Raw genomic sequence first — 24,980 nt, 5'->3', positions numbered from 1 at the left:
CACGCTCAATCCGACACTCTGACATCGTTGGCGCATGAAGCGTCCGATCTTTGCCCGGATGTACGCGCGCGTCCGCCCCGCGATGGACCGGGAAGGCGCGGCCGCGCACCGGCAGCGGCTGCTGGCCGGAGCGAGCGGTCGCGTGGTCGAGATCGGTGCGGGCGATGGCGGGAACTTCGCGCATTATCCGGCTGAGGTCGTGAGCGTTCTGGCCGTCGAGCCGGAGCCTTATCTTCGGGGTCAGGCACTTCGGTCCGCTGCAGCTGCACCTGTGCCGGTTGAGGTCGTCGAGGGTACGGCGGAGCGGTTGCCGGCCGCTGACGGGTCAGCTGATGTGGTTGTGGCGTCGCTGGTGCTGTGTTCGGTGCCGGATCAGCAGGTGGCGCTGGCCGAGGTGGCCCGGGTGCTGCGGCCGGGTGGGGAGCTCAGGTTCTACGAGCATGTCGCCGCGGACGGCGGGCGGCTGGAGACGGTGCAGAAGCTCGCGGATGCGACTGTCTGGCCGTGGTTCGCGGGCGGATGTCATGTGCACCGCGATACGGCGGCCGCGATCGAGGCCGCCGGGTTCGTGATCGAGAAGCTCGATCGGTTCGACCTCCCGGCGGACCAGCCGAATCCGGCGCGTCCGCACATCCTCGGGCGTGCCAGGTCAGTGGTGGTTGGGCCCGTCGTCTGAACCCGATGTCCCGGAGTCGTCCGAGCCGTGCTTACCGGACGTCGAGTTTCCGGACGTTGTCTTCCCGGACGTCGGCTTCCCGGTGCTCGGGCGACTCCCGCCCTTGTCGTCGCCCGGCTCGGTCGTGCTGCTCGACTTCGGAGTACGGGTGCGGTCGCCGCCGTGATCGTCCACGGTCGGCGTCGGCGTGATCCGTTCACTCCGCGGCGCAATCGTCTCCGGCGGCGCAAACCACAACGGCGCCGGCGACTGCCCCGGCGTACCCGGATCAAAAGCAGACCAGACCGCCGTACCCCCGGCTACCAACCCGGCCGCCGCGACCACACCGAGCAAGCCGGTGCCTGCCCAGGCCAGATACCGCCGTGAGCGCCGGGGAGCCTCATCAACAGACCCATCGGTGTGCAGGACGACAGGCCGCCGCCGGAGATCATCTGAGTCGTCCATGCAACGATCGTGTCGCACGAAGCGGGCCCGGGGGTATCGGACGTTGGTACTAGTACCTAGGTCCTGTCTGGATTACCAGACAGGGCCTAGTCGTCTCGGCGTTGGCGTTGGGACCAAAGGGCTGCCTGCGTGCGGTCGGTGACACCCAGGCGCTGGTACACGTTCGTCAGGTGTGCCTTGACGGTGCGCTCGCTGATTCCGAGGCGTCGGGCGATGGTCTTGTTCGGGAGGCCGGCGCCGACCATGTCGAGCACTTCCTGCTCGCGGTCGGTCAGCTTGGTCTCGGGACCCGGCGAGCGCCGGTTCGTCAGCAGCACCCGGGCCGCCTTCGGATCGAGCGGCGAACCACCCGACACGATCTCCCGGATACCCGCCAGGATTACCTCCGGCTCACTGTGCTTCAGCAGATACCCCTCGGCACCGGCCTGCAGCGCGTCGAGGATCCGCGTCTGATCGCTGAACGACGTCAGCACCAGCACGTGCACCTCCGGCGACGCCGCAACGATCCGCTCCGTCGCCGAGATCCCGTCGGTCCCCGGCATCGACAGATCCATCAGTACGACGTCCGGCCGCAACTCCGCCGCCATCGTCGCCGCCTCGGCACCATCGCCCGCGGCACCGACGAGCTCGATGTCATCCGCCGTACCGAGCAACTGGGACAAGCCGGTGCGGACGATCGCATGGTCGTCCACGATCAGAACCCTGATCACACCGGCACCTCGGCTTCCACCCGTGTCCCCTGACCGGGCGCGGCCCGGACTGTCAGCGTGCCACCCGACTCCGCGAGCAGGTCGCCGATCGAGCGTAGCCCGAGGTGCCCGTTGCTGCTGCGCTCCCCGAGCCGCGACTCGTCGAATCCTCGCCCGTCGTCGTCCACGATCAACACCCCGCGCCCATCACTACGCCCAGCCTTGATGAGTACTTCGCTCGCTCCGCTGTGCGCGGCAACGTTCCGCACAACTTCCTGCGCCGTACGGAACAACAACGCCGCAACTGCGGGCGGTAGGTCCTCGGCACCGTCGGTCTCCAGCCTTACGTCGATCCCCGCCCGCTCGAGCCCTGCCGCCAACTCTGCCAACGCCGAGGTGAGGCCCTCCTCGGCCAGGTTGGGCGGGTAGATGTCGACGAGCAACGACCGGAGCGAGCCGATACTCCCCCGCAACCGAGCTGCGCCGTCGGCGATCAACTCGGCCCGCTGCCCCTCGGTCGGATGCCCGAGCCGCATCGCATCCAGCGCATAGTTCAACCCGGTCAGCTCCTGTACAACGCCGTCGTGCAACTCCCCCGCGATCCGCCGGCGCTCCGCGTCCGACGCGTCGACAGCATGCTGCAGCAACCGCTCGCGATCCCGCTGCTGCCGCTGCACCCGACGGGCCAACGACCATGCGAACGGGATCTGCACCAGCTCCAGCACCAGCAACGCGCCGAGCGACGGCGGCGCGAACCGCCGCCAGGCGGCCTGTCCGGCTTCGGTGACGGCTCGGTACTCGAAGTACGCCTCGAACAGCATCGGTTCACCGTTGGTGCCGCGTACCCCGACGTACACCTCGAGGAGCTTCTTGTACGGGATCTCGAACTTGTTCTCCGGCCGGCTCAGGTCGCTGACCTCGGATGCGCTGCTGCCCTGTCGCTGCAGTGCTTCCTGCTCCTCGGCTCCGAGCGGGAACTGCTGACCGATCAGGCGCGGCTCGTCCGAATACACGATGCGACCGTCCGCGTTCCACAGCTTCACTCGGACCAGCGAGCCCTGGAGCACGTACTTCCGCATCGCCTGGTCGAATGCTGTGAGCGCCGCGGGTTGTCCTGCGATGACGGCTGCGTCGAGGCGCGGTTCGACGACGCCGCGGGCGGTCACATATGTCACCTGTCGCGCGGACTCGGTCGCCTGCTCGACGCCCGCCTGCCGCGCGACGAACGCGATCAGCGCAGCCAGCGAGAGCAGCACGATCACCCCGGCTGCCGTGAACCGCACCAGCAGCCCGACCGTCGATGCCGGTTCACGATCTGCGCGTAGGAGTCTCCCCATGCCTGGGATCGTAGGGTGCGCCCGCCGCCGGACGGCAGCCCGACAACGGTCCTAGTACCAAGGTGCACTACCGAAGCCGACCAGCCGACGGCGAGCGTGGTCGGCATGAAACTCCCGCTGTCGCTCGCAGTCGCCGGGCCCGCTGCACGACCAGAGCTACCCGCTCTGGCCGCTGCAGCCGGCCTGGTCGTCCTGCGGGTAGGCGCGGTCCTCCTCCGCCCCTGGCCTCTCGCCCTAGCGGTGGACCACGCCCTCAACCCCACCGCACCGGGCTCCGGCCTGGGCTTGGGCGCAGGCGCCGGTCTGGGATCGAGCATCTGGGCGAGTCCGGTTGTGGTGCTTGTGCTTGCCGCTGTCGCCAGTGTCTTGTTGTCGGCTGTCGTGGGGCTGCTCGACATGGCGAGTCTGCGGACGGTCGAGGGTGCGGCCGAGCGCATCGGAGCCTCGCTTCGGGCGACCATGTTCCAACGCACGATGACACGCTCGCTCAGATGGCACGACCGGATGCGCAGCGGCGAGCTCGTCTCCCGCCTCACCACCGACGTCGGCCGCCTCCTCGACGCGGTCGTCGCGGTGACCACCTCGTTCCTCCCCGACGCAGTGATGCTGGCCGGCGTACTCGCCCTGCTCGTCGCCTTCGACCCCGAACTCGCTCTCATCGGCCTCACAGTGGCACCGGTCCTCGTCGTACTGGCGATCCGTCAACGCCGAAGGATCCGCGCCGCGCAGCACGCCGCCCGGACCGAGTCCGGACGGTTGGCCGGGGCAACGACCGACCTGCTCCGCAACGTCCGCGCCGTCCAGGCGTTCGGCCGGATCGACCGCGCCGCCGCGATCTTCGGTACCCGGAACCGCGCCGTCCTCGACGTCGAGCTCCGCGCCATCGACGTGGACGCCCGCTGGACCCCGAGGGCCGACATCGTTCTCGCGATCGGCACCGCCCTGGTCCTGGTCGTCGGCGGACGCCACGTCCTCACCGGAGCCCTGTCCGTCGGCGAACTCCTCGTCGTCCTTACGTACCTCCGCGACCTCTACTCCCCCGTCCGCGGCCTGACCCGTCTGTCCGTCGTACTCGCCAAAGCCGGCGCCAGCGCAGTCCGCGTCCGCGACGTCCTCGACTGCGACGAGGCCGTCGAGGACCGGTACGACGCCCGCCCGGCTCCGCGACTGCGCGACGGCATCCGCTTCGACCAAGTCTCCTTCGGCTACGAACCCGGACGCCCCGTCCTCGACCGCTTCGACCTCGACATCACCGCCGGCGAAACCGTCTGCCTCCTCGGCCCGAGCGGCATCGGCAAGAGCACCACGCTCCACCTGCTCCTCCGCCTGTACGACGTCGACGCCGGCCGGATCCTGATCGACGGCGTCGACCTCCGCGACTGCGACCAGCGCAGCCTGCGGGACCGGTTCGCGTTCGTGCCGCAGGACCCGTGGTTGCTGGACGCAACAGTCGCCGAAAACATTGCCTTTGGCAACCAGAACGCGACCCGGGCCGGCGTGATCGCAGCCGGCCGGACCGCCTTGGTGGACGAGTTCGCCGACCGGCTCCCGTTCGGCTACGACACTCCGCTCGGCGAAGGCGGCGTACGGCTCTCCGGCGGTCAGCGCCGCCGGGTGGCGCTCGCGCGGGCCGCGGTCTCGCGCGCCCCGATGGTCCTGCTCGACGAACCGACCGCCTCACTCGACCCGGTCTCCGCCGCCACCGTGATCAGGGCCATCCGGGCCATGACCACCGGGCCCTCGCGCCGCACGGTGCTGATGGTCACCCACGATCGCGACCTGGCGGCGATCGCCGACCGGGTCGTCACGCTCGACCACGACCTCGCCGGAAGGAGGTGAATCCCATGCGTATCAAGCCCGTCATGCACCACGGCCGGTCCCGTAGCCGGTCCCGTTCGCGCAGCCGCAGCCGTTCCCGCAGCCGCTCGCGCGGCTGATCCAGCAGCCTGCCGCCGGGGCGCATCCCGGCGGCAGGCTTCACCTCTTCTATAGGAGACCGACCATGCTTGTCGACCCCAACATCGGCCCCAAGATCAACGCCGCGACCGATGATGTGGACGGACTGGCCGTCTGGGACTGGGCCGAAGGCTGCGAGCTGCCCGGAGGTACGTTCGGCATCGAGCGCCTCGGTGTGGGCCATCGCTGCGAGACCTGGCTGGTCTGGTCGGTCCGGCTCTGGGCGCCCGCCGTACTCAAGGCCGCTCGACCCCATCAGATCCACCACCCCCGCGCGGTCAAATCCCTCCGCCGCGAGACCGCCGCACTTGCCGGCAACGTGCACCCGGCCCTCCCACGCCTGCTCGCGGACGGTACCGACGACCCGATCCCCCACATCCTCGTCGAGTACGTCGACGGTCCCACACTGGCCGATGAACTCGACGACCACGGACTGCTCAGCCTGCCGGACGCCGCGAACCTCGGAGCGCAACTGCTTCCCGCCCTGATGGCCCTGCACTCCCGTGGTCTGGCGCATCTGGACGTGAAGCCCGACAACGTGGTGTTGCGGGACGGGCGGCCGGTGCTGATCGACTTCGGAAGCGCCCGGCGGATCGGGAGCGAACAGCCTGCCGGGCATCCGGTCGGCACGGAGGGCTACGCCTCGCCCGCGCAGGAGGCGTGTGAACCGGTGTCCGCCGAGATGGATCTCTACAGCCTCGGCCGGACGCTCGCCGAAGCCTGTGGAGAGCTGCCCGACGGCCTCCGCTTCCTCCTCGCGCCGCATCCGACCGCCCGGCGTGCACTCACCGCGCTCGCCGACACCGCCGGCGAGCTCCGGCCGTGGCCGGCCTGGCTCAGGGCATGAGGTCCATCGCCGCCCGACCCTCCGGGAAGTACGTCGGGACCGATACCTGGTCGTGCACGATCTTCCACTGTCCGTCGAGCTTCTGCCACGCCGACGTCCAGCGCAGCCAGTAGTCGATCTTGCCGCCGTTGCCCATCCTCGCGTTCATGTGGTTGAGGCTGTAGACGACCGCGAGGCTGCCGTCGACGAGTACGGTCAGGTCGCGGGTCTCGTACTCGAGCGGCAGCTGGAACACGGTGAAAACCTGCTCCCAGTTCGCCATCTTCTTCTCGGCGCCGAGGTGCCGCAGCGGCGCTTCGATGTCGAACGAGACGACGTTCGGGGCGAAGATCGTCCGCAACGTCTCCAGGTCACCGGTGCGGACGGCGTCGAGCAGGCTCTCGATACGCTCACGGATATCCACTTCGGCAACTGCGTTGTCTGTGTTGTCTGCGTTGTCTGTCTTGTTTGCGTTGTTTGTGTTGTTCGTGGTCATGATCGGTACGACGAGACAGCGGCGCGGACTGTCAGACCTCACAGTTCGCCCGGCTGCTCCGTCGTACGGGCATGAACGAGGAGAGGACCGACATGAGCGAGCCCGGCCTGAGCGCGATCATGAGCGAGCGGCGGCAGCTGATCAACCTCGCCTACCGGCTGCTCGGGTCGCTGGCCGACGCGGAGGACGTGGTCCAGGAGACCTACGCCCGCTGGTACGCGATGACGCCGGCCGAACAGCAGGCGATCGACAACCCGGCCGCGTGGCTGACCAAGGTCGCCAGCCGGATCTGCCTCGACCTGCTCCGCTCCGCCCGGTCCCGGCGCGAGCGGTACGTCGGTGAGTGGATCCCCGAGCCGCTGCCGGAGAGCACCGAGTGGCACACCGGCCAGCCCGGCGGCACCGGCGATCCGGCCGACCGGGTGACGCTGGACGAGTCCGTCAACATGGCGTTCCTCGTCGTCCTCGACGCGATGACGCCGGCCGAGCGGGTCGCGTTCATCCTGCACGACGTCTTCCGGTACCCGTTCCCGGAGGTGGCCGAGATCGTCGGGCGCACTCCGGCGGCCTGCCGGCAGCTCGCCTCCTCGGCCCGGCGGCGGATCCGCGACGCGCAGCTCCCGGCCGCGCCGTCGGCCCATCGGGCCGAGCTCATCCGGCAGTTCAAGCAGGCGTGGGAGGAGACCGACATCGCCAAGCTCGTCAACCTCCTCGATCCCGAGGTCACCGCGGTCGCGGACGGCGGCGGCATCGTGACGGCCGCACTCGAGCCGGTGCACGGCGGCACGGACGTCGCGCGGTACTTCGCCGATCTGCCCGTGTTCAGGCTCGGACGTGAGCTCGTCGAGCGCACGGTCAACGGCCAGCCGGGTCTGGTCATCCAGTTCGAAGGCGTGATCGAGACCGTGATCGCCTTCGACGTGGCCGACGATCACATCACGAACATCTGGGCGATCAGGAACCCGGAGAAACTAGGGCCCTGGACGAACTGACCAGCGTCATCACGGTCTCCTGCGCACAGGCCTTGTTCACACCGATCCCACCGCGAGCGCCGTGTTTGATCCAGCCCGCCACGTAGTGCCCGGGCCGGCCGACGACGGCGCCGCGGACGTTCGGCACGATCCCGCGGTCCGGGTCGAACGGCAGCCCGTCGATCGGCTGCCCCTCGAACCCGATCGCGGTAAACAGGTTGCCCGCAGCAATCGTCGTACCGTCGTCGAGCGTCAGCCCTTCCGGCGTCCAGCTCGTCGGCCGGGCGTGATACCGCAGCTCGACCCGATCACCGACGGTCGCGAGCAACTCCTGTAGCGCGGATTGCGTGTACGCCGCTTCCTCGGGACCACGCCGCCCGAGCAGCACGACCTCCTTCACCCCGCTCGCCGCCAGCACGTCACGCACCGCTGCCGGGACCTGCATCGAGCGCAGTCGCTGCTCGTCGCTCAGCAGGATGCGCGCGAGGTCGAGCGCGACGTTCCCGTTCCCGACGACCACGGCCCGTGGGCCGGCCAGGTCGGCAGGCACCGGCGCGCCGGGACGGCCGTTGTACCAGGCAACGAATTCCTCGGCAGTGCGAGCGGCCTCCTCGCCGACGATCCCGAGCCGCCGACTCCGCCGGGCGCCCACGGCATGAACCACCGCGTCGAACTCGTCCGGCAGCTCACCGGCATCAGTTCCGGGCAACCAGCGCACTCGGTCGTGGCGGACGATTCGCTCGAAGGTCCGGATGATCTGCTTGGTGCTCGGGTGGTCCGGCGCGACGCCGTACCGGACCAACCCACCGACATGCTCGAGCCGGTCGACGAGCGTCACCTCGGCCGAGGTGCGCAGCAACAGTTCGCGGGTTGCGTACATCCCGGCCGGCCCCGCCCCGACGACCAGCACGCGACGCGGCCCGCCGCCCCACAGCTCGTACGACGGCTCGCCCCAACTGTCGAGGTCCATCGCATCGAGCGGCTCCTGCTCGGCGAAGTACGCCGCGTTCCGCTGGACGTCCTCGACCGCCGACCGATCAGCCGGCTGGGCCGCATCGACCGGACAGATGTCGGCACACGCGCCGCAGTCGATGCACGTCCGCGGATCGATGAACAGACTCGCGCCTGTCCCGAAGCCAGGCTCGCCCGGCGACGGGTGAATGCTGTTCATCGGGCAGACAGCAACACAGCTGGCGTCCGAGCAGCACTCCCCTGAGATTGCGTAGCTCACAGCAGCCCGGTCCGCCGATACACCCGGGACGCGGCCGGCGTCAGCAGACCGAGCGACCCGAGGAAGTCCATCAAGTTCGCACAGCTGGTCCGCAGCAGCGACCGGTGATGCTCGTTCCGCCGCGCCTCACGGACCGCGCGATCCACGTCCAGACCGACGTTCGCGTAGACCGCCGGACCGACCATGCTCGACACGATCATGTCCGCCGCGATCGCGATCACCAGCGCGCTCACCCACCGCCGGCCACGACCGGCGCCGGCCAGCCGCTCCCGAGTCTCCTCGCGGGCGAACACCATGTGCCGCGACTCCTCCACCACATGGATGTGGTTCACCGTGCGGACCAACGGCTCGACCCGCCGGTCCCGCATCCAGTCGCGCTGCATCACGTCCAGGACCTCTTCGGCCACCAGGATCGCGGCGTACGCCGACTCTCCGGTCGCGACCGTCTTGAACATCCGCCCGAGCTCGCGGGCCGGCCACCGCGGCCGGTAGGCCGGCTCGACCATCCGCTCCGTTGCCCGGGCGAACATGATCGAGTGGCGGCACTCGTCGGCGATCTCGGTCAGCGCCCACTGGAACTCGGCGCTCCGGGCCGGCTTGTCGTACACGTCCCGCAGTACCAGCTGCTGCAGGATCAGCTCGAACCAGATCCCGGTCGTCGCGACCGACGCGGACTCGTGCCGGGTCAGCTCGCGCTGCTGCGCCTCGGTCAGCTCGTCCCAGTACGGCGTGCCGTAGAGCGTGCTCCACTCCGGCGACATCCCGTAGCCGTCGCCGACCGGCGCATCCCAGTCGATCTCGGTCTCCGGATCCCGGGACAACCGGCTCGCCGACCCGAGCAACCGCTGAGCGGTCTCGTTCATCCGACACCTCCCACGCGATATGACATCGTCTATGTAACATAGTCTCTGTCTAAACCGCGCGCAAGGGGCGTCAGCGGAAGGTGAACAGGCTCTGCCCGGTGATCAACGGCTCGGGCACGCCGGTGAAGCGGTGGACGCCGACGCCGAAGCCGGCGTCGCGCTCGGACAGCCAGATACGCTCGAAGCCGCGGGACTCGAACCACTCGCAGATCGACGGCGCCAGGTCCGGCTCTTCCCGATGGCGGGTCCAGATGACGGTGCCGCCTGTCCGGCACAGCTGCTTGCTCGCCTCGACCGTTCGCCGGATGTCCTCATCGCCGATATTGCCGAAGATCCCGCAGAGCAGGACGAGCTCCGCCGGGACCTTGCCGACATACTGATCCGTCAGCGACGCGTCGCCGGTGACGACCTCGACCTGGCCGAACTCCGCGGCGCGCTCGCGTGCGGACGCGGCCAGCTCGGGATCGAGCTCGACGAGTCTCGCCTGCACGTCCGCCCGGCGCGGATGATCGGCCAGCACCTCGAGCAGGTCCCGGCCTTGGCCGGCGCAGAGGCTCACCACCGGCACCGGACCGGCAGGCGCACGATCCAGCGCGGCGCGGACCTGCTTCTTCACGGCCTCCAGCCGCCGGGACAGCACGGATTCGGGGTCGTCGTACCGTTGATGCCACCGCTGCCAATCCATGGCGGGAACACTAAACGGCACCACCGACAGCCGGGATTTCGGCGATCTGTAATCTCGCGGTGACAGAAGGACAGGAACTTCCGGGTCCGATGGATAGTTGTCTTTCCGGAGCCCGTGCACGATCAGAGGAGAGTCATGGCAAGGCGTGTCGAACAGAAGGCTGCGGCCCGGGAGCGGATCGCAGCGCAGCTCGCCGCCCAGCAGGCGGCGGAGCGACGGCGACGCCTTCTGCTCGCGGTCGGTGCGGTCGTCCTGGTCATCGTGATCGTCGGCGGGCTGGTGACGATCCGGCTGGTCGGCGGCGGCAAGAAGACGGCGACCGGTCCGTCCGGCGCGGCCGATGCGGCTCTCATCACCGCACTCTCCTCGATCCCGGAGTCGACGTTCTCGACGGTCGGCACCGAAGGTGTGAAGGCGGCGCCGTCCGCGATCACCGCACCGGCGCTGACCGCGAACGGCAAGCCGAAGGTGCTCTACATCGGCGCCGAGTTCTGCCCGTTCTGTGCCGCCGAGCGCTGGCCGGTGACGGTCGCGCTGTCCCGCTTCGGGACGTTCAGCAACCTCGGTACGACGCACTCGGCGTCCGGGGACGAGTTCCCGAACACGCCGACGCTGTCGTTCCACGGCGCGACGTTCACGAGCCAGTACCTGGCCTTCACCGGCGTCGAGACGACCACCAACGAGCAGGTCGGGAACGGGTACAAGCCGCTCGATACCCCGGCGGCGGATGACGAGAAGACGTTCGACACGTACAACAAGCCGCCGTACGTCTCGAGCGAAGGATCGATCCCGTTCATCGACATCGGCGGGAAGTTCGTGTCGTCGGGTGCGACGTACAGCCCGCAACTGCTGGCCGGCAAGACCCAGGCGCAGGTCGCGGACGCGCTCAAGGATCCGTCGAACGACATCGCCAAGGCCGTGATCGGCTCGGCCAACGTGTACACGGCCGCGATCTGCAAGATCACCAACAACCAGCCGGCCAACGTGTGCACCAGCTCCGCGGTCACCGCGGCGGCTTCGAAGCTCGGCAGCGGGAACAGCTGAGCGTGAGCGACACAGCACAGCGGTCCTCCCAGACGTCACTGGGCTGGATCCCATGGGCCACCTTGGTGGTGTCGATCGCCGGCCTGGCAGTCGCCGGCTACTTGACCTACGAGCACTTCACGGCCGGTACGACGCTCGCCTGCCCGGACACCGGCGTGGTGAACTGCGCCAAGGTGACCAGCAGTCAGTACTCGAAGGTCTTCGGCATCCCGGTCGCACTGCTCGGACTCGGATTCTTCGTCGGCATGACGGTGCTCTCGGTCCCTCCCCTGTGGCGCACGCCGTCACCGTGGCCGGGCCGCCTGCGCCTGGCCGCCGTCCTCGTCGGGGTCGTGTTCATCTGTTACCTGATCTGGGCGGAGCTCTTCCAGATCAACGCGATCTGCCTGTGGTGCACGGTGGTGCACGGCCTGACGCTGATCCTGTTCGCCCTCGTGATCATCCGACAGGCACTCATCCCGCCGGCATCATGAATTGACACCGACCCGGGTACCGGGGTGCTATGCGTCGTACTGCGGGGCAGGTGGCGAGATGAGCAACGAAGCCGGGGCTGAGAAGTGGGTGCCGCGGGACGGTGGGATGCGCAAGGTGCGGGCGACCGTCGGGAAGTGCCGCGGGTGTGAACTGTGGGAGGACGCCGAGCAGGCCGTCGTGGGCGAGGGGCCGGTCCGGTCCCGGATGATGTTTGTCGGTGAGACGCCCGGTGATCACGAGGACAAGGAAGGGCACGTCTTCGTCGGGCCCGCCGGACGGCTGCTCGACCGGGCGCTGGGCGAGGCGGGTATCGAGCGGTCGGACATCTATCTGACCAACGCGGTCAAGCATTTCCGGTTCGAGCGCGAGGGCAAGCGGCGGATCCACAAGACGCCGTCCGCGGGTCAGATCACCGCCTGCCACCCGTGGCTGGCCCGTGAACTCGAGATCGTGAAGCCCGCGCTCGTCGTCATCATGGGAGCCGTCGCCGCCCGCTCACTGCTCGGCCCGAGTTTCAAGGTCACGCAGCACCGCGGCGAGAAGGTCGAACTCCCGGACGGCAGGCCGGCGATCGCGACGGTCCATCCGTCCGCCGTCGTGCGCTCGCAGAACTTCACCCACGATCTGGGTCTGTTCGTCGACGACCTCCGCGCCGCGGTCGCGCTACTCGACTAGCGCGGCGTCCAGCGCCAGTCCCGGACCTCCGGCAGATCCTCGCCGTACGTCGTGACGTACGCGTGGTGCCGGGCCCGCTGATCGGCGAAGTACTGCCGCGTCGACACCGCCCGGCTGCCGAGTGACGGGACCCGATCGATGACGTCCATCGCCAGGTGATACCGATCGAGGTTGTTCCGGACCACCATGTCGAACGGCGTGGTCGTCGTACCCTCCTCGAGGTAGCCGCGGACGTGCAGGTTGTCGTGCCCGTGCCGGCGGTAGGTGAGCCGATGGATCAGCCACGGATAGCCGTGGTACGCGAAGATCACCGGCTTGTCCGTGGTGAACAGTGCGTCGAACTCGGCGTCCGGCAGCCCGTGCGGATGCTCGCCCTCGGACTGCAGCCGCATCAGATCGACGATGTTGATCACCCGGATCCGCAGCCCGGGAAGGTGCTCGCGGAGCAGGTCGACCGCGGCCAGCGTCTCCATCGTCGGTACGTCGCCGGCGCACGCCATCACGACATCCGGCTCACCCTCGTCGTTGCTCGCGAACTCCCAGACGCCGACGCCCCGCGCGCAGTGCAGCGCCGCGGCGTCCCAGTCCAGCCAGTTGGGCTGCGGTTGCTTGCCTGCGACAACGACGTTGATGTAGTTCCGGGTCCGCAGGCAGTGGTCCATCGTGGACAGCAGCGTGTTGGTGTCCGGCGGCAGGTAGACGCGGACGACCTCGGCCTTCTTGTTCACCACGTGGTCGATGAAGCCCGGGTCCTGGTGCGAGAAGCCGTTGTGGTCCTGACGCCAGACATGCGAGGTGAGCAGGTAGTTCAGCGACGGGATCGGCCGGCGCCACTCCAGCCGGTTGATCGTCTTCAGCCACTTCGCGTGCTGGTTGACCATCGAGTCGACGATGTGCACGAACGCCTCGTACGACGAGAACAGTCCGTGCCGGCCGGTCAGCAGATAGCCCTCCAGCCACCCCTGGCAGGTGTGCTCGCTGAGGATCTCCAGCACCCGACCGTCGCGGGCAAGGTGGTTGTCGGTGTCGAGCAACTCCGCCTGCCACTGCTTCCCGGTCGTCTCGTAGACGGCGTTCAGCCGGTTCGACTCGGTCTCGTCCGGGCCGAACAGTCGCAGGTTGTCCGCGTTCAACCGGAACGCGTCCCGCAGGAACGCGCCGAAGACCCGTGTCGGCTCCCCATCCTCGGCTCCGGGGATCTTCACCGGTACGGCGTAGTCGTCGACCGGCGGGAGCTCGAGGTCCCGGCTCAGCTCGCCACCGTTGGCGTGCGGGTTCGAACCCATCCGCAGGTCCGGCCCCGGCGCGAGCTCGACCAGACCCGCGACCGGGCGGCCGTGGTCGTCGAACAGCTCCTCGGGCCGGTAGCTGCGCATCCACGATTCCAGCTGGCGGAGATGATCGGCGTTCGTCCGTACGCCGGACAACGGGACCTGGTGGGCGCGCCACGTGTTCTCGACCGGCTCGCCGTCGACGACCTGCGGGCCGGTCCAGCCCTTCGGCGTACGAAGCACGATCATCGGCCACGCCGGTCGCGGCGGCGGTTCGGTCGCGGATCGCGCCTCGACCTGGATCTCGTCGATCCGATCCAGACAGACGTCGAGCGTCGCCGCCAGCGCCTGGTGCACCTCGGCCGGCTCGGACCCCTCGACGAGATACGGCTCGTACCCGTACCCCTGCAGCAGAGCGGACAGCTCGTCGTCGCCGATCCGCGCGAGCACCGCCGGGTTCGCGATCTTGTACCCGTTCAGGTGCAGGATCGGCAGTACGGCGCCGTCCCGCGCCGGGTCGAGGAATTTGTTCGAGTGCCAGGACGCCGCCAGCGGACCCGTTTCCGCCTCGCCGTCGCCGACGACACAGGCCACGACGAGGTCGGGGTTGTCCGCGGCAGCGCCGTACGCGTGGCTGAGCGAGTAGCCGAGCTCGCCGCCCTCGTTGATCGACCCCGGCACGTCCGCGGCCACATGGCTCGGCACGCCGCCGGGAAACGAGAACTGCTTGAACAGCCGGCCCATGCCGACCTCGTCCTGCGTGGTGTTCGGGTACGCCGCGGTCCAGCTGCCCTCGAGCCAGGTGTTCGCGACCAGCGCCGGGCCGCCGTGGCCGGGTCCGGTCACGAACAGGACCTCACGGTCACGTTGCCTGATCAGCCGGTTGAGGTGCGCGTAGAGCAGGTTCAGGCCGGGCGTTGTCCCCCAGTGGCCGAGCAGCCGGGGCTTGATGTGCTCCGGCCGCAGCGGCTCACGGAGAAGTGGATTGGCGAGTAGATAGATCTGACCGACCGACAGGTAGTTCGCTGCCCGCCAGTAGGCGTCGATGCCTTGCAGCTCGTCGTCGGTCAGTGGCCTGGTGTCGGTCTGCTGCACGGCTGGCTCCCCCAGCTAGCGGCCGACCGCCTTCGCGAGCTCGGCCTTCGTCATCTTCGAGCGACCCTTGACGTTCTTCTGCTTCGCCTCATTGTAGAGCTGTTCCTTGGTGCGGCCCTTGGACCCGCTGTGCGAGCGCAGACCGCCACGCCGGCTCGACGAGATGTCGTGCGTCGACGTGCGGCTCTTCTCCTTCGCCTCACCCGACCGCGCGCGCTCCTTGTTGACCGTCCGCGACGCGATCTCCTCGGCGACGTCCTCGCTGCGGCCGCGCTTCTTCAGGCCGGCCTTGATGTGCTCGTACTGCCGCTCCCGCTTCGGGCTCGATCCTGCAGGCATGTCGTTGCTCCTTTCACCCGATTTCACCCTTCCGCCAGGTACCCGTCACTCCGCTGCGCATTCACGCCCGTTTGCGGGCTCGCCGGCGGGACACCTGGGACGTATGGGACAGGTTGTCGTGGTGACCGGGGCGAGTGGTGGGATCGGGCGGGCTACTGCGGTCGCGTACGCGCGGCGTGGGGCGAAGGTGGGGTTGCTGGCCCGGGGCGAGAGCGGGCTCGAAGGCGCCGTACGCGACGTCGAGAAGGCGGGCGGTACGGCGCTGCCGATCGAGGTCGACGTTGCCGACTACGACCAGGTCGAGGCCGCGGCGGGGACGGTCGAGAAGGAGCTCGGGCCGATCGACGTGTGGGTGAACGTCGCCTTCAGCTCGGTGTTCGCGCCGTTCCTGGAGATCGAGCCCGCCGAGTTCCGGCGGACGACGGAGGTGACGTACCTCGGGTACGTCTACGGCACCCGCGCGGCGCTGGACCGGATGAAGCCGCGGGACCACGGCACGATCGTCCAGGTCGGGTCGGCGCTGGCCTATCGCGGGATCCCGCTGCAGTCGGCGTACTGCGGGGCCAAGCACGCGATCCAGGGATTCCACGACTCGCTCCGCTGCGAACTGCTGCACGACAAGTCGAACGTGCACGCGACGATGGTCCAGATGCCCGCGGTGAACACGCCGCAGTTCTCCTGGGTGCTGTCCCGGCTGCCGAAGCACCCGCAGCCGGTGCCGCCGATCTTCCAGCCGGAGGTCGCCGCGGACGCCGTCGTGTACGCCGCCGATCACCCGGGCCGCCGTGAGTACTGGGTCGGTGGGCCGACTGCCGCCACCATCGTGGCGAACAAGTTCGCCGCCGGTCTCCTGGACCGCTACCTGGCCCGCACCGGGTACAAGTCCCAGCAGGCCGACGAGCCCGCCGAGAAGGCCGCCAACCTCTGGCAGCCGGCCGACGAGGAGCGTGACTACGGCGCTCACGGAGTGTTCGACGGCCGTGCGACGGCCCGCAGCTACCAGGTCTGGGCGTCCCGCCACCGGGGTCTCCTCACCGCCCTCGCGACCGGCACGGCCGCCGCTACGGCGTACCTGACCCGGAGCCGCTTGCGACTGGGTGGGAGCCGGTAGCGGCTGTTGGTGCTGACAGAGGGTAGGATGGTTTCTCGATCGCGCATTCAGGAGCGGTGAATTCTGAGCCGTGTTCCTGGGGGACCCTCTGGACGGCCCACTGCTTGTCACCGCGTGGCGTCTCGTCGGCGGTTCGGTCGCGTGGTCTGGCGTTCCGCCACGGCTCCGTCGTGGCATGACACAGGAGGAACAGTTGGCCCGACGAGGTCAGCGCCAGCCCGGCGCTACCCGTTCCGCTCCCCGTCGACGGCGTCGTGTCCGCGACGGTGAGTCAGACGGTCTGATCCAGGTCCTCGCGCAGGCCGTGCGCGAGGTCGAGGCCGCGGTCACCCGGGGGGCCACCAAGCCGTCGACCCGGACGAAGTTCCAGGTGGTCGCCCTGCTGGTCCGCGAGGAGCGGGCCCGGGTGAACGGCGCGGAGTCGGCCACCGAGGCGTACCGGACCGAGCAGCTGCGGCGGCTCGACGGCATCGCCACCATCCTGGCGAAGACCGCCGCGCTGGACCCGACCCTGCTCGGTCTGCTCGCCGAGGACGCGGTGATCTCCGAGGCCGCGGCCGCCCTCAAGCGGCAGATGCTCGAGGACGCCGGCATGGAGCTGCCCGAGGAGCCGGAGCCGGTCCAGCCGGTCGCTCCCCCGGACACGCAGACCCGTCGGGTGGTGCCGCAGGCAGTCGTGTCCCGGCAGCTCGCGAATCCGTTCCTCGCGCCGGACTTCTCCGCCGCGCCGTCCCGCCCGGTCCGTGCCAGCCGGCTGGCAGGCTGGGAGCTGATCGGGCCGTTGCTGAGGTCGTTCGAGCACGCCGGCGCCTCGGCGAGCATGAAGCTGCCCGACCCGACGTCGCTCCAGCTGGCCGGTGGCATCGACTCGCTGCGCCTGCGCGGTCTCGAGCTGATGCCGCACCAGGCCGGTGTGATCGCGGCCGCGGCCGCCGGGCACCGGACGTTCCTCCTCGCCGACGAGCCCGGTCTGGGCAAGACGGCGCAGGCCCTCCTCGCCGCCCAGGCCGCCGAGGCCTATCCCCTGCTCGCCGTCGTGCCGAACGTCGTGAAGACCAACTGGGCCCGCGAGGCCAACCTGTGGACCCCGCGCCGTACGCCGACCGTCATCCACGGTGACGGTGACACGATCGACGGCTTCGCCGACATCGTCGTGGTCAACTACGAGGTTCTCGACCGGCATGTCGGCTGGCTCGGCGACCTCGGCTTCCGCGGCATGGTCGTCGACGAGGCGCACTTCATCAAGAACAAGAAGTCGCAGCGGTCACGCAACGTGCTCGAGCTGTCGAACCGGATCCGCAACCGCACGGTCCGTCCGCTGCTGATGGCGCTGACCGGAACGCCGCTGATCAACTCGATCGAGGACTTCACCGCGATCTGGGAGTACCTCGGCTGGGTCGACGAGAAGGCGCCGCGGGCCGAGCTGATGGAGAAGCTCGACGACACCGACCTGACCCCGGCCGACCCGGGCTTCTCCGCCGCCGCGCGGGCGAGCGTCATCGACATGGGTATCGTCCGGCGCCGCAAGGTCGACGTGGCCGCGGACATCCCGGCCCGCCGGATCGCCGATCTGCCGGTCGAGCTGGACGGCGCCGTCGGCCGCTCGATCCGGGCCGCCGAGCGCGAGCTCGCCGACCGCCTCGTCGCGCGGTACAACACCGCGCTCGAGACCCGCCGCTCCGGCATCGTCGTCGACGGGATCGACCACGACCTGGTCCGCCAGGTGGCCGGCTGGGAGCGGGCCGAGATGGCGACCAAGAAGACCGGCGAGAACGTGTTCAGCCTGTTCCGCCGGATCGGTCAGGCCAAGGCCGGCCTGGCCGCCGACTACGCGGCCCAGCTGGCGCAGAACGTCGGCAAGGTGGTGTTCTTCGCCCGCCACATCGAGGTGATGGACGCGGCCGAGGAGCTGTTCGCCGAGCGCGGCATCCAGTTCTCCTCGATCCGCGGCGATCAGACCGCCCGGACCCGGCAGAAGAACATCGATGCCTTCGTCAACGATCCGGACGTCTCGATCGCGGTCTGCTCGCTGCTGACCGCGGGCGTCGGCCTGAACCTGCAGGTCGCCTCGAACGTCGTGCTCGCCGAGCTGTCCTGGACGAACGCCGAGCAGACCCAGGCGATCGACCGGGTGCACCGGATCGGTCAGGACGAGCCGGTCACCGCGTGGCGGATCATCGCCGCGCAGACGATCGACACCCGCATCGCCGACCTCATCGACGCCAAGGCCGGTCTCGCGGCCAAGGCCCTCGACGGCTCCGACGAGGAGGTGGGTGCTTCGGCCGACTTCCAGCTCGAGGCGCTCGCCGCCCTGCTCACGCAGGCCCTGGAGGCTGCTGCCTGATCTAGCCCGACAGCTCGCCCACCGGCAACTCGACGTCGACCTTGTTGGTTGCCGGGGCGAGCGGGCAGGTCCATTCGGGGCTGTAGGCGCACGACGGGTTGTACGCGAAGTTCAGATCCACGACGAGCCGGCCCTCACGCAGGTCGCCGCCGAGGTCGGCGCCCTTGACGGTGTCGATCAAGTAGCGGCCACCGCCGTACGTCGACTTGCCGGCCAGCGCGTCCTTGAGCGGGACGAAGATGCCGCCGCCGTACGACTCGAGCCACCAGACGTCGAGGTCGCCGACGGCCGGCAGGTGCAGTACGCCGATCAGTGAGAACGGGATCACGCCGTCGGTGGCGGACTCGAACTCCCACCGATCCGGCTTCACATCGGTGTCGATCGCGGCGTCGAACCGCAGTTCGGGGCGGTACTCCCCGATCCGGGCGCCGCTGTACGCCGGACGTTCGTCGGCCGGCACCGGGGAGGCCGGGTGATGCCTGAGCAGGTCGTCGCGCCCGGCCCGCCACAGCTCGTGTCCCGCGGCCGGATCGGATGCGGCGCGGACGGACTGGTAGAGCGCGAACACACGGCGGCGCCAGTCGGCGACAGCCAGTGCGGGCGATGCGAATTCCACGATGTCTCCCGTCAGCTCTTCAGGGCTTCGGCGGACTTGGCCCAATTGCCGTGCAGGCGGTCCAGGTACGACTGTGCCTGCGCCCCGGCCTTCCGGCCGCGGGCGAAGATCCGCATGTTGCCCCCGCCGGCGTTGTAGCCGAGGGCAAGCAATTCGTCCTTGGTGTACAGGTCCGCGCGCTTGCTCGGCAGCCGCTTGGCCAGGTCGTGCAGGTGCCAGGCGGCGGCCTCGATCGCCAGCGCGGGGTTGTCCGGCAGCTCCTCCCACTTCCGTTTGGCGAAGTCGCGGCCGCGTTTGGTCTCGTCGAAGGCCGGCTTGTGCATGTTGGCGATCCCGAACGCCGGGTCGGAGTCGATCTCGGCCCACTGCCGTTCGAACTTCGGGTCGTGCGGCTTGTAGTCCTCGTTGTACAAGATTGCCATCAGCAACTGTGCGTTGATCCCCGCCTGCTTGGCGTAACGGCGCACCTCGGGAGCGAACCGGGCCGGATCGTAGTCGTCGTACCACGGCTTGGCGGACGTGGGTGCCGGCGTCGGTTCCGGCTTGGTCGCCGTCGGTTGGGTCTTCGGCGCGGACGCGGTTCTGGTCTCGTTCTTGTGGTCGTTGTCCGAGCAGGCGGCCCATACGCCGACCAGCAGGACCCCGACCGCCACCCATGACCAGCGCTTCACCTGACCAACTTATCCGTACGACGAAACCGTGCTGTCCACGCAACGCAACTTTTGCAACAACTGCGCCAGGAGACGCGCCGAAACCCGGCTTCGCGCCGCATCATGTGACCACGGCTGCCGGGTGGTCCGGAGGGGGACCACCCGGAACCCGGTGCCGGCACGACCAGGGAGAATCAGGGATGACGATGCTCGATCCGAGCCAGGACAGTGCTGCCACGGCGTTCGCGCGACTCGCCGTCGAGCTGCACGACGCGCCCGGGGTCGAGGAGACCGTCGACGCGGTCGTGCAGTTCGCCCTGCAGGCCCTCAACTGCACGTACGCCGGTGTCGCACTGTCCGTCCGTGGCTCGCGCGCGGAGATCTCCGCCGTGACCGACCCGGTCGTCGCCGAGGTCTACGAGCTCCAGATCGGCAACCAGAGCGGGCCGCTGGTGACGGCGATGCGTGAGCGCCAGACGGTGCTGATCCGCGACACGGGCACGGACCAGCGCTGGCCCCAGTGGGCGGCGAAGGTCGCTGCGCTGGGAGTCCGCAGCGTTCTCGACGTACCGCTGGTCACCGGCGATGTGCGGAGTCCGACCGTCGGGGTGCTGGGTCTGTACAGTCCGGCGGCGGACGCGTTCGCGCCCGACGACGAGGCGGTCGCGCACATCCTGGCCCGGCACGCGTCGGTGGCCCTCGCGTCGGCCCGCCACGAGGCCACGATGGCCCAGGCGATCGACGCGCGGAAGCTCGTCGGTCAGGCGATGGGCATCCTGATGGAACGCTTCGACATCGACGCCGACCGCGCGTTCGCCGTACTCAAGCGCTACTCGCAGGACACCAACACCAAGCTGCGGGACGTCGCCGAACAGCTCATCGCCACCCGCAAGCTCCCCTAGCGCGCCAGCGTCGTGCTCGGCAGCTCGCCGTACCGCTCCAGGTACGCCGCTGCCATCCGCCCGTGATGGTGGAATCCCCACCGCGCGGCGATCTCGGCGACGGTGTGCGTGGCCGGGTCGGCGGCCTTCAGTTCGGAGTGCACGTGGGCCAGCCGGAGCAGGCGCAGCTGGGCGAGCGGCGACGTACCGAGATGGCGCTGGAACGCGGTCTGCACGGCCCGCACGGTCACACCGGCCGCGGCCGCGATATCGGCGATCGTGATGGGCCGGCCGAGATTCGACTCCATGAACGCCATCGCCCGCCGGACCGTCGGCGGGCGGGCGTCGCGACCGCCCGTGCTCTCCGTGTCCGCGGTGTTCGGGAACGCGGCGAGGACGCTCGAGGCGAGCAGTTGGGAGACGGACGCGAGCACCAGCGGCGAGGACTGTACGGCGGGGTTGGGCAGCACCTGGTCGAGATAGGCGATCGTCTTGGACAGCTGGTGGGCCGCGGTGCGCGACTGCGGCCGGTGCGAGAGCAGGCGGACCGGTGCGTCGTCCTTCCGGCCGGCTCCGGTGACCCGGTTCAGCAGGGCCGGGTCGAACATCGTGATGGTGTACGACGACCGCTGGATCTTCCCGGCGTACGGGCGGTCCGGCGGCGCGAACGCGACCAGGTCGCCCGGCCGGAACTCGTCCTCCCAACCGTCGGTGGCGTGGTCGGTGATGGTGCCCGAGCTGATCTCGCACAGACAGATCTTGCCGAGCGGATCGGCGTCGTAGCTCATCTCGAAGCCGATCTCGATCCGGTCGATGCTGAGCGACTCCGCGGCCGACCGGGAGATCCGCGTCCGGACGTCGGTCGCCCGGCCCCTGATCTGCATCTTGGTGTAGGCGCGATTGAGGAACTCCTCCGTCCTGGCGAGGTCCCGGCTCTCGAACAGCAGCGATTCCATCGGGCCATAGTGCACGCCGTCCGGGCACTTCACCACCTTCGTGTGGCCTCCGATTCGTCAAGAACCGGGGGCCACACGTTTGATTCAAACAGCCGTTACCTGCCCTGCAGGACGTCGAACAGGTGCGTGTGGTCGTTGGTGCCGAGAACCGCCTCGGCGCCCGGACCGTTGGCCCAGACCGGCACGACCGCGCCGGTGTGCTGCTGGCTCGGCGGCACGGCGACCGGGGCCTTGCCGTCGCCGCCGAAGCCGGCGGTGCCATAGGTCAGGGTCAGTGTCTGGCCGTCCTTGGTGGTCAGGTTCGTCGACCAGCCGGTCGGCAGACCCGAGCCAGAGGCGTCCTCGCCGACGATCTGGCTGGTGTGCGCGTGGTCGGCGGTGACGACGACCAGCGTGTCCGGGTGCGTCTTCTGGTAGTTCAGCGCGACGCCGATCGCCCTGTCGAAGGCGACGGTCTCACCGATCTGGCCGCAGGCGTTGGTGGCGTGGTCCTGCTTGTCGATCGACGCGCCCTCGACCTGCAGGAAGAAGCCCTTCTTGTTCTCCAGCAGGCTGATCGCCTTCGACGTCATGTCCGACAGGCTCGGCTCGTTCGACGGGCGCTGGTTCTCCTTGCAGGACTGCGCCGCGTTGCCCTTGCCGAGGGAAGCGGCCGGTCCGCTCCACTCCAGCGACATGTTGCTGCTGTTGAACAGGCCGAGCACCGGCTTGTTGTCCTTCACCGACTTCAGCCCGGCCGCGTCCGTCACGTACTGGATGCCCTTGGCCTTGGCCTGGTCGACGACCGTCTTGCCCGCGTACGGCCCGCCGGTGATCTGCTGCTCGAACCGGGCGCGGCCGCCGCCGAGGAGGACGTCGATCTTGTGGTCGACCTCCTGCTCCGCGATCGAGCCCAGACCGCCGGCCGCCTTCGTCTCCTTCGGGCAGGCCGTCATGTCGGCCGGCCCCTGGCAGCCGCGCAGCGACATGTGCGACGCGAGGACCGCCGGCGTGGCGTCGGTGATCTCCGCGGTGGAGACGTTGCCGACCTTCAGGCCGCGCTTCTGGGCCAGCTCCAGCACGGTCTGGTAGTTCGTGCCGGGGACGTTGTCGGCGCTGCTCGGACCCTGCGAGATCCGCTCGTCGATCGTCTTCTTGCCGGTCGCCCAGCTCGAGCCGGTGGAGGCCGAGTCGGGGTCGTAGTCCGGCTTGTACGGCGGCTTGGCAGCCGGCTTCACCGACCACGTGGTGTCGAAGCCGGTGTAGCGGGCCCGGTCGACGTTGAGCTTGTTCTGGACGCCCTGGTAGTAGCGCGCCGCGGTGATCTCCTGGGTACCCATGCCGTCACCGAGGAAGAAGATCACGTTCTTCGGCCCGCGCTGCGGCTGGTGCGAGGCGGACTCGGCGGCGGAGTCGTTGCCGCGAGCGCTGTCGAACGCCCCGCTGGCGGCGGCCGAGGCCATGCCGGCGGCAGCGATCACCGAGGCCGCCGCGAAGGCAGCGACGAAAGCCTTTTTCCTGATCATTCCGGGCCTTTCTGGTTGGTCAAGACAGCTGGAACCTAGGGGTCGCCGCCGGACGTGAGGTGACTACGACGTGACCACCAGGTGACGCCACCGGGCGTGCAGCTGAGCGAACGCTGAGTGGCGACAGGATTGGAAAGCGCTTGCTAAGGTGGTCGGGTGATCTACGAGCTGAACCACGTCGGCGGCCGGGTGCGGGACCTCGATGCGAGCCTGTCGTTCTACGACGGCCTCGGCGCGGAGGTGGTCGACCGCTTGTTCATGACCAACTCACGCGTCCATCGCGTACATCTCCAGGTCGCCACCGGCCTGGTCGAGCTGCTCCACCACGAGGAGCCCGACCCGCAGGCGGCGTACGGGCTGAATCATGTCGGCTTCATGACCGACGACCTCGACGGCGACTACTCCCGGCTGATGGCGCTCGGGTACGGCGAGATCTCGTCGCCGCGGGTGGCCGGCAGCGGTCAGGGCCGGCTCGCGTTCCTGTCCGATCCGAACGGCGTCCGGGTCGAGCTGCTGCAGCGCTCGGAGGAGTTCCGCGTCCCGCCGATCACGGCGGGGCCGGTGCGCGGTCTGTCGTACGTCGCTGTCGCCGCGCCGGACCTGGAGGCGGCGATCGAGTTCTACGGCACGCATCTCGGCATGGAACGCGTCGCCGACGACACGTTCCGGATCGGCGCCGACGCCGTCAAGCTCGTACCCCAGGCCGCGTCGTCGATCGACCACCTCGGCCTCACCGCCACCGAGCCCGGCGGCGCCACCCAGGACCCCGACGGCAACCGAGTCGTCTTCCTGCCGGCCGCCTAACCGCGGGCGACTCGCTCGACGACCGGTCGCCATGACGGCCGCAGCAGATGCCCGATGTCGTGCACCAGCCCGGCAACCTGGAGCTCCTCGTCGTCCCGGAAGTCGCGGCGCAGCAACTCGGCACATTGGCGATCGTGGGCCAGGATGTCGACCGGATCGCCGCTGCGGTCAGGCATGTCCCAGGCGTCCTCGCACTCCGCGAGCAGGCTCATCAGGTCATCGACGGTTCTGATCGACATGCCGCGCAGACCAGGCAGCCCAGGTGAGCGGCCGCCTTTAGCCTTGGGCAATGTTCGACTACGACGCGGAGATGCGGTTCTATCGCGAGCGACTTCGCGCGGCGTCCGCCGTACGGGCAGAGGATCGGGTGCTCGACGTCGGCTGCGGTGGTGGGCAGACCACGCGGGACGCAGCGGCCGATGCTGAGCGCGGCAGCGTGCTCGGCGTCGATGTCTCCGAGCGGATGCTCGAGCACGCGCGCCGTCAGCCGATGCCGAACGTGGACTATCTGCTGGCCGACGCCGCGACGTACACCTTCGAGCCGGGATCGTTCGACGTCTGCATCAGCCGGTTCGGGGTGATGTTCTTCGATGACCTGGTCGGTGCGTTCACCAACCTGCGGCGTGCGCTCCGCTCCGGTGGCCGGCTCGTGGTGCTGGTCTGGCAGCGGCGGGAGGAGAACGAGTGGGCGCGGGTGATTCCGGAGGCGATCGGTGGGACGTTCCGCGACGAGTCGGCCTTCACGCTCGGGTCGGAGGACGTGACGCGGGACATCCTCACGTCCGCGGGATTCATCGACCCGACGTTCACGGCTGTGCACGAGCTGCTCTACTACGGTCCCGATGCGGAGACGGCGTGCGCGAACGTCCTCGCGCTCCGCGAGCCGCAGGCGCTGCTCGCGGAGCTCGATCCTGCCGCCGCCGCGCAGGCGCACGGGGCTCTTCGCGAGGTGCTCGCCGCGCATGACACCGGTTCGGGTGTGTACTTCGAGTCCGCCGCGTGGATAGTGACGGGGGTCACACCATGACGTGTCGTATCCAA

The 24,980-nt window shown here is 69.2% G+C and carries 26 protein-coding genes; 12 read left to right on the top strand and 14 right to left on the bottom strand.

Annotated features, from left to right (window positions below):
- The first annotated feature begins 34 nt into the window (after positions 1-34).
- Positions 35-676 (top strand): class I SAM-dependent methyltransferase, encoded by a 642-nt coding sequence (locus OHA10_RS30545; RefSeq protein ID WP_371402212.1) that lies wholly within the window; start codon positions 35-37, stop codon positions 674-676.
- Here OHA10_RS30545 and OHA10_RS30540 read toward each other — a convergent pair.
- The 3 genes from OHA10_RS30540 to OHA10_RS30530 all read right to left on the bottom strand — a co-directional run bounded on the left by OHA10_RS30540 (position 650) and on the right by OHA10_RS30530 (position 3,146).
- Positions 650-1,120 (bottom strand): hypothetical protein, encoded by a 471-nt coding sequence (locus tag OHA10_RS30540; protein ID WP_371402211.1) that lies wholly within the window; start codon positions 1,118-1,120, stop codon positions 650-652. The two genes, OHA10_RS30545 and OHA10_RS30540, sit on opposite strands and share 27 nt — an antisense overlap.
- An 86-nt stretch (positions 1,121-1,206) precedes the next feature.
- On the bottom strand, positions 1,207-1,830 hold the full coding sequence (locus tag OHA10_RS30535) for a response regulator (RefSeq protein WP_371402210.1): 624 nt from the start codon (positions 1,828-1,830) through the stop codon (positions 1,207-1,209).
- Positions 1,827-3,146, bottom strand: coding sequence for a sensor histidine kinase (locus tag OHA10_RS30530; RefSeq protein ID WP_371402209.1), 1,320 nt, complete (start codon positions 3,144-3,146; stop codon positions 1,827-1,829). Before OHA10_RS30530 ends, OHA10_RS30535 begins: the two co-directional genes overlap by 4 nt.
- A 105-nt stretch (positions 3,147-3,251) precedes the next feature.
- Between OHA10_RS30530 and OHA10_RS30525 the strand changes: the two genes are divergently transcribed.
- Positions 3,252-4,985, top strand: a complete 1,734-nt coding sequence (locus OHA10_RS30525) for an ABC transporter ATP-binding protein (RefSeq protein WP_371402208.1) — start codon at positions 3,252-3,254, stop codon at positions 4,983-4,985.
- Positions 4,986-5,148: 163 nt separating this feature from the next.
- A complete protein-coding gene (locus tag OHA10_RS30520; RefSeq protein WP_371402207.1) occupies positions 5,149-5,949 on the top strand; it encodes a serine/threonine-protein kinase in 801 nt (266 codons plus the stop codon).
- Here the strand turns inward: OHA10_RS30520 and OHA10_RS30515 are convergent.
- Positions 5,939-6,352, bottom strand: coding sequence for a nuclear transport factor 2 family protein (locus OHA10_RS30515; RefSeq protein ID WP_371402206.1), 414 nt, complete (start codon positions 6,350-6,352; stop codon positions 5,939-5,941). The two genes, OHA10_RS30520 and OHA10_RS30515, sit on opposite strands and share 11 nt — an antisense overlap.
- A 143-nt stretch (positions 6,353-6,495) precedes the next feature.
- On the opposite strand from OHA10_RS30515, the gene sigJ reads away from it, so the two are divergent.
- Positions 6,496-7,416 (top strand): RNA polymerase sigma factor SigJ, encoded by a 921-nt coding sequence (sigJ, locus tag OHA10_RS30510; protein WP_371402205.1) that lies wholly within the window; start codon positions 6,496-6,498, stop codon positions 7,414-7,416.
- Here sigJ and OHA10_RS30505 read toward each other — a convergent pair.
- The 3 genes from OHA10_RS30505 to OHA10_RS30495 all read right to left on the bottom strand — a co-directional run bounded on the left by OHA10_RS30505 (position 7,379) and on the right by OHA10_RS30495 (position 10,174).
- Entirely contained in the window at positions 7,379-8,626 is a 1,248-nt protein-coding gene (locus tag OHA10_RS30505; RefSeq protein ID WP_371402204.1) for an FAD-dependent oxidoreductase, read from the bottom strand. The two genes, sigJ and OHA10_RS30505, sit on opposite strands and share 38 nt — an antisense overlap.
- Positions 8,623-9,489 carry a diiron oxygenase gene (locus tag OHA10_RS30500; RefSeq protein WP_371402203.1) on the bottom strand — a complete coding sequence of 289 codons (867 nt, stop codon included), beginning with the start codon at positions 9,487-9,489 and terminating at the stop codon, positions 8,623-8,625. The genes OHA10_RS30505 and OHA10_RS30500 overlap by 4 nt, the downstream gene beginning before the upstream one ends.
- Before the next feature lie 70 nt (positions 9,490-9,559).
- Positions 9,560-10,174 carry an SAM-dependent methyltransferase gene (locus OHA10_RS30495; RefSeq protein ID WP_371402202.1) on the bottom strand — a complete coding sequence of 205 codons (615 nt, stop codon included), beginning with the start codon at positions 10,172-10,174 and terminating at the stop codon, positions 9,560-9,562.
- A 135-nt stretch (positions 10,175-10,309) separates the two neighbouring features.
- Between OHA10_RS30495 and OHA10_RS30490 the strand changes: the two genes are divergently transcribed.
- From OHA10_RS30490 to OHA10_RS30480, 3 genes are read left to right on the top strand one after another with little or no spacing between them, the layout of a single operon-like run.
- Positions 10,310-11,218: a DUF929 family protein gene (locus tag OHA10_RS30490; RefSeq protein ID WP_371402201.1), complete on the top strand. Its 909-nt coding sequence runs from the start codon at positions 10,310-10,312 to the stop codon at positions 11,216-11,218.
- Positions 11,219-11,220: 2 nt separating this feature from the next.
- The gene (locus OHA10_RS30485; RefSeq protein ID WP_371402200.1) at positions 11,221-11,691 is read left to right on the top strand and encodes a vitamin K epoxide reductase family protein; all 471 of its coding nucleotides are present in this window, start codon (positions 11,221-11,223) and stop codon (positions 11,689-11,691) included.
- Positions 11,692-11,749: 58 nt separating this feature from the next.
- Positions 11,750-12,367: a UdgX family uracil-DNA binding protein gene (locus OHA10_RS30480; protein WP_371402199.1), complete on the top strand. Its 618-nt coding sequence runs from the start codon at positions 11,750-11,752 to the stop codon at positions 12,365-12,367.
- Here OHA10_RS30480 and OHA10_RS30475 read toward each other — a convergent pair.
- Both OHA10_RS30475 and OHA10_RS30470 read right to left on the bottom strand, forming a co-directional pair.
- Positions 12,364-14,733, bottom strand: coding sequence for a phosphoketolase (locus tag OHA10_RS30475; protein ID WP_371402198.1), 2,370 nt, complete (start codon positions 14,731-14,733; stop codon positions 12,364-12,366). The genes OHA10_RS30480 and OHA10_RS30475 overlap by 4 nt on opposite strands.
- A gap of 15 nt (positions 14,734-14,748) precedes the next feature.
- Positions 14,749-15,072, bottom strand: coding sequence for a plasmid stabilization protein (locus OHA10_RS30470; RefSeq protein ID WP_371402197.1), 324 nt, complete (start codon positions 15,070-15,072; stop codon positions 14,749-14,751).
- Positions 15,073-15,175: 103 nt separating this feature from the next.
- Here OHA10_RS30470 and OHA10_RS30465 point away from each other — a divergent pair, with 103 nt between their 5' ends.
- Both OHA10_RS30465 and OHA10_RS30460 read left to right on the top strand, forming a co-directional pair.
- Positions 15,176-16,183: an SDR family oxidoreductase gene (locus OHA10_RS30465; RefSeq protein ID WP_371402196.1), complete on the top strand. Its 1,008-nt coding sequence runs from the start codon at positions 15,176-15,178 to the stop codon at positions 16,181-16,183.
- Positions 16,184-16,358: 175 nt separating this feature from the next.
- Complete coding sequence (locus tag OHA10_RS30460; protein WP_371402195.1) at positions 16,359-18,527, top strand: DEAD/DEAH box helicase; 2,169 nt, start codon at positions 16,359-16,361, stop codon at positions 18,525-18,527.
- A 1-nt stretch (position 18,528) separates the two neighbouring features.
- Here the strand turns inward: OHA10_RS30460 and OHA10_RS30455 are convergent, their stop codons facing one another.
- A complete protein-coding gene (locus OHA10_RS30455; protein WP_371402194.1) occupies positions 18,529-19,143 on the bottom strand; it encodes a DUF1684 domain-containing protein in 615 nt (204 codons plus the stop codon).
- Positions 19,144-19,154: 11 nt separating this feature from the next.
- On the bottom strand, positions 19,155-19,814 hold the full coding sequence (locus tag OHA10_RS30450) for a transglycosylase SLT domain-containing protein (RefSeq protein ID WP_371402193.1): 660 nt from the start codon (positions 19,812-19,814) through the stop codon (positions 19,155-19,157).
- A 179-nt stretch (positions 19,815-19,993) separates the two neighbouring features.
- Here OHA10_RS30450 and OHA10_RS30445 point away from each other — a divergent pair, with 179 nt between their 5' ends.
- Positions 19,994-20,695: a GAF and ANTAR domain-containing protein gene (locus OHA10_RS30445; RefSeq protein ID WP_371402192.1), complete on the top strand. Its 702-nt coding sequence runs from the start codon at positions 19,994-19,996 to the stop codon at positions 20,693-20,695.
- Here OHA10_RS30445 and OHA10_RS30440 read toward each other — a convergent pair.
- Together OHA10_RS30440 and OHA10_RS30435 are read right to left on the bottom strand one after the other, a co-directional pair.
- Positions 20,692-21,630: a helix-turn-helix domain-containing protein gene (locus OHA10_RS30440; RefSeq protein WP_371402191.1), complete on the bottom strand. Its 939-nt coding sequence runs from the start codon at positions 21,628-21,630 to the stop codon at positions 20,692-20,694. The two genes, OHA10_RS30445 and OHA10_RS30440, sit on opposite strands and share 4 nt — an antisense overlap.
- A 95-nt stretch (positions 21,631-21,725) precedes the next feature.
- A complete protein-coding gene (locus tag OHA10_RS30435) occupies positions 21,726-23,135 on the bottom strand; it encodes an alkaline phosphatase (protein ID WP_371402190.1) in 1,410 nt (469 codons plus the stop codon).
- 156 nt (positions 23,136-23,291) lie between these two features.
- Between OHA10_RS30435 and OHA10_RS30430 the strand changes: the two genes are divergently transcribed.
- Positions 23,292-23,939 carry a VOC family protein gene (locus OHA10_RS30430; RefSeq protein WP_371402189.1) on the top strand — a complete coding sequence of 216 codons (648 nt, stop codon included), beginning with the start codon at positions 23,292-23,294 and terminating at the stop codon, positions 23,937-23,939.
- Here the strand turns inward: OHA10_RS30430 and OHA10_RS30425 are convergent.
- Positions 23,936-24,178 carry an inositol oxygenase family protein gene (locus OHA10_RS30425; protein ID WP_371402188.1) on the bottom strand — a complete coding sequence of 81 codons (243 nt, stop codon included), beginning with the start codon at positions 24,176-24,178 and terminating at the stop codon, positions 23,936-23,938. The two genes, OHA10_RS30430 and OHA10_RS30425, sit on opposite strands and share 4 nt — an antisense overlap.
- A 50-nt stretch (positions 24,179-24,228) precedes the next feature.
- On the opposite strand from OHA10_RS30425, the gene OHA10_RS30420 reads away from it, so the two are divergent.
- Positions 24,229-24,966 carry a class I SAM-dependent methyltransferase gene (locus OHA10_RS30420; RefSeq protein ID WP_371402187.1) on the top strand — a complete coding sequence of 246 codons (738 nt, stop codon included), beginning with the start codon at positions 24,229-24,231 and terminating at the stop codon, positions 24,964-24,966.
- Positions 24,967-24,980: the final 14 nt, after the last annotated feature.

It is taken from the genome of Kribbella sp. NBC_00662 (assembly GCF_041430295.1).
Taxonomy (GTDB): domain Bacteria; phylum Actinomycetota; class Actinomycetes; order Propionibacteriales; family Kribbellaceae; genus Kribbella.
This window is presented reverse-complemented; position numbering and strand designations above follow the sequence as displayed.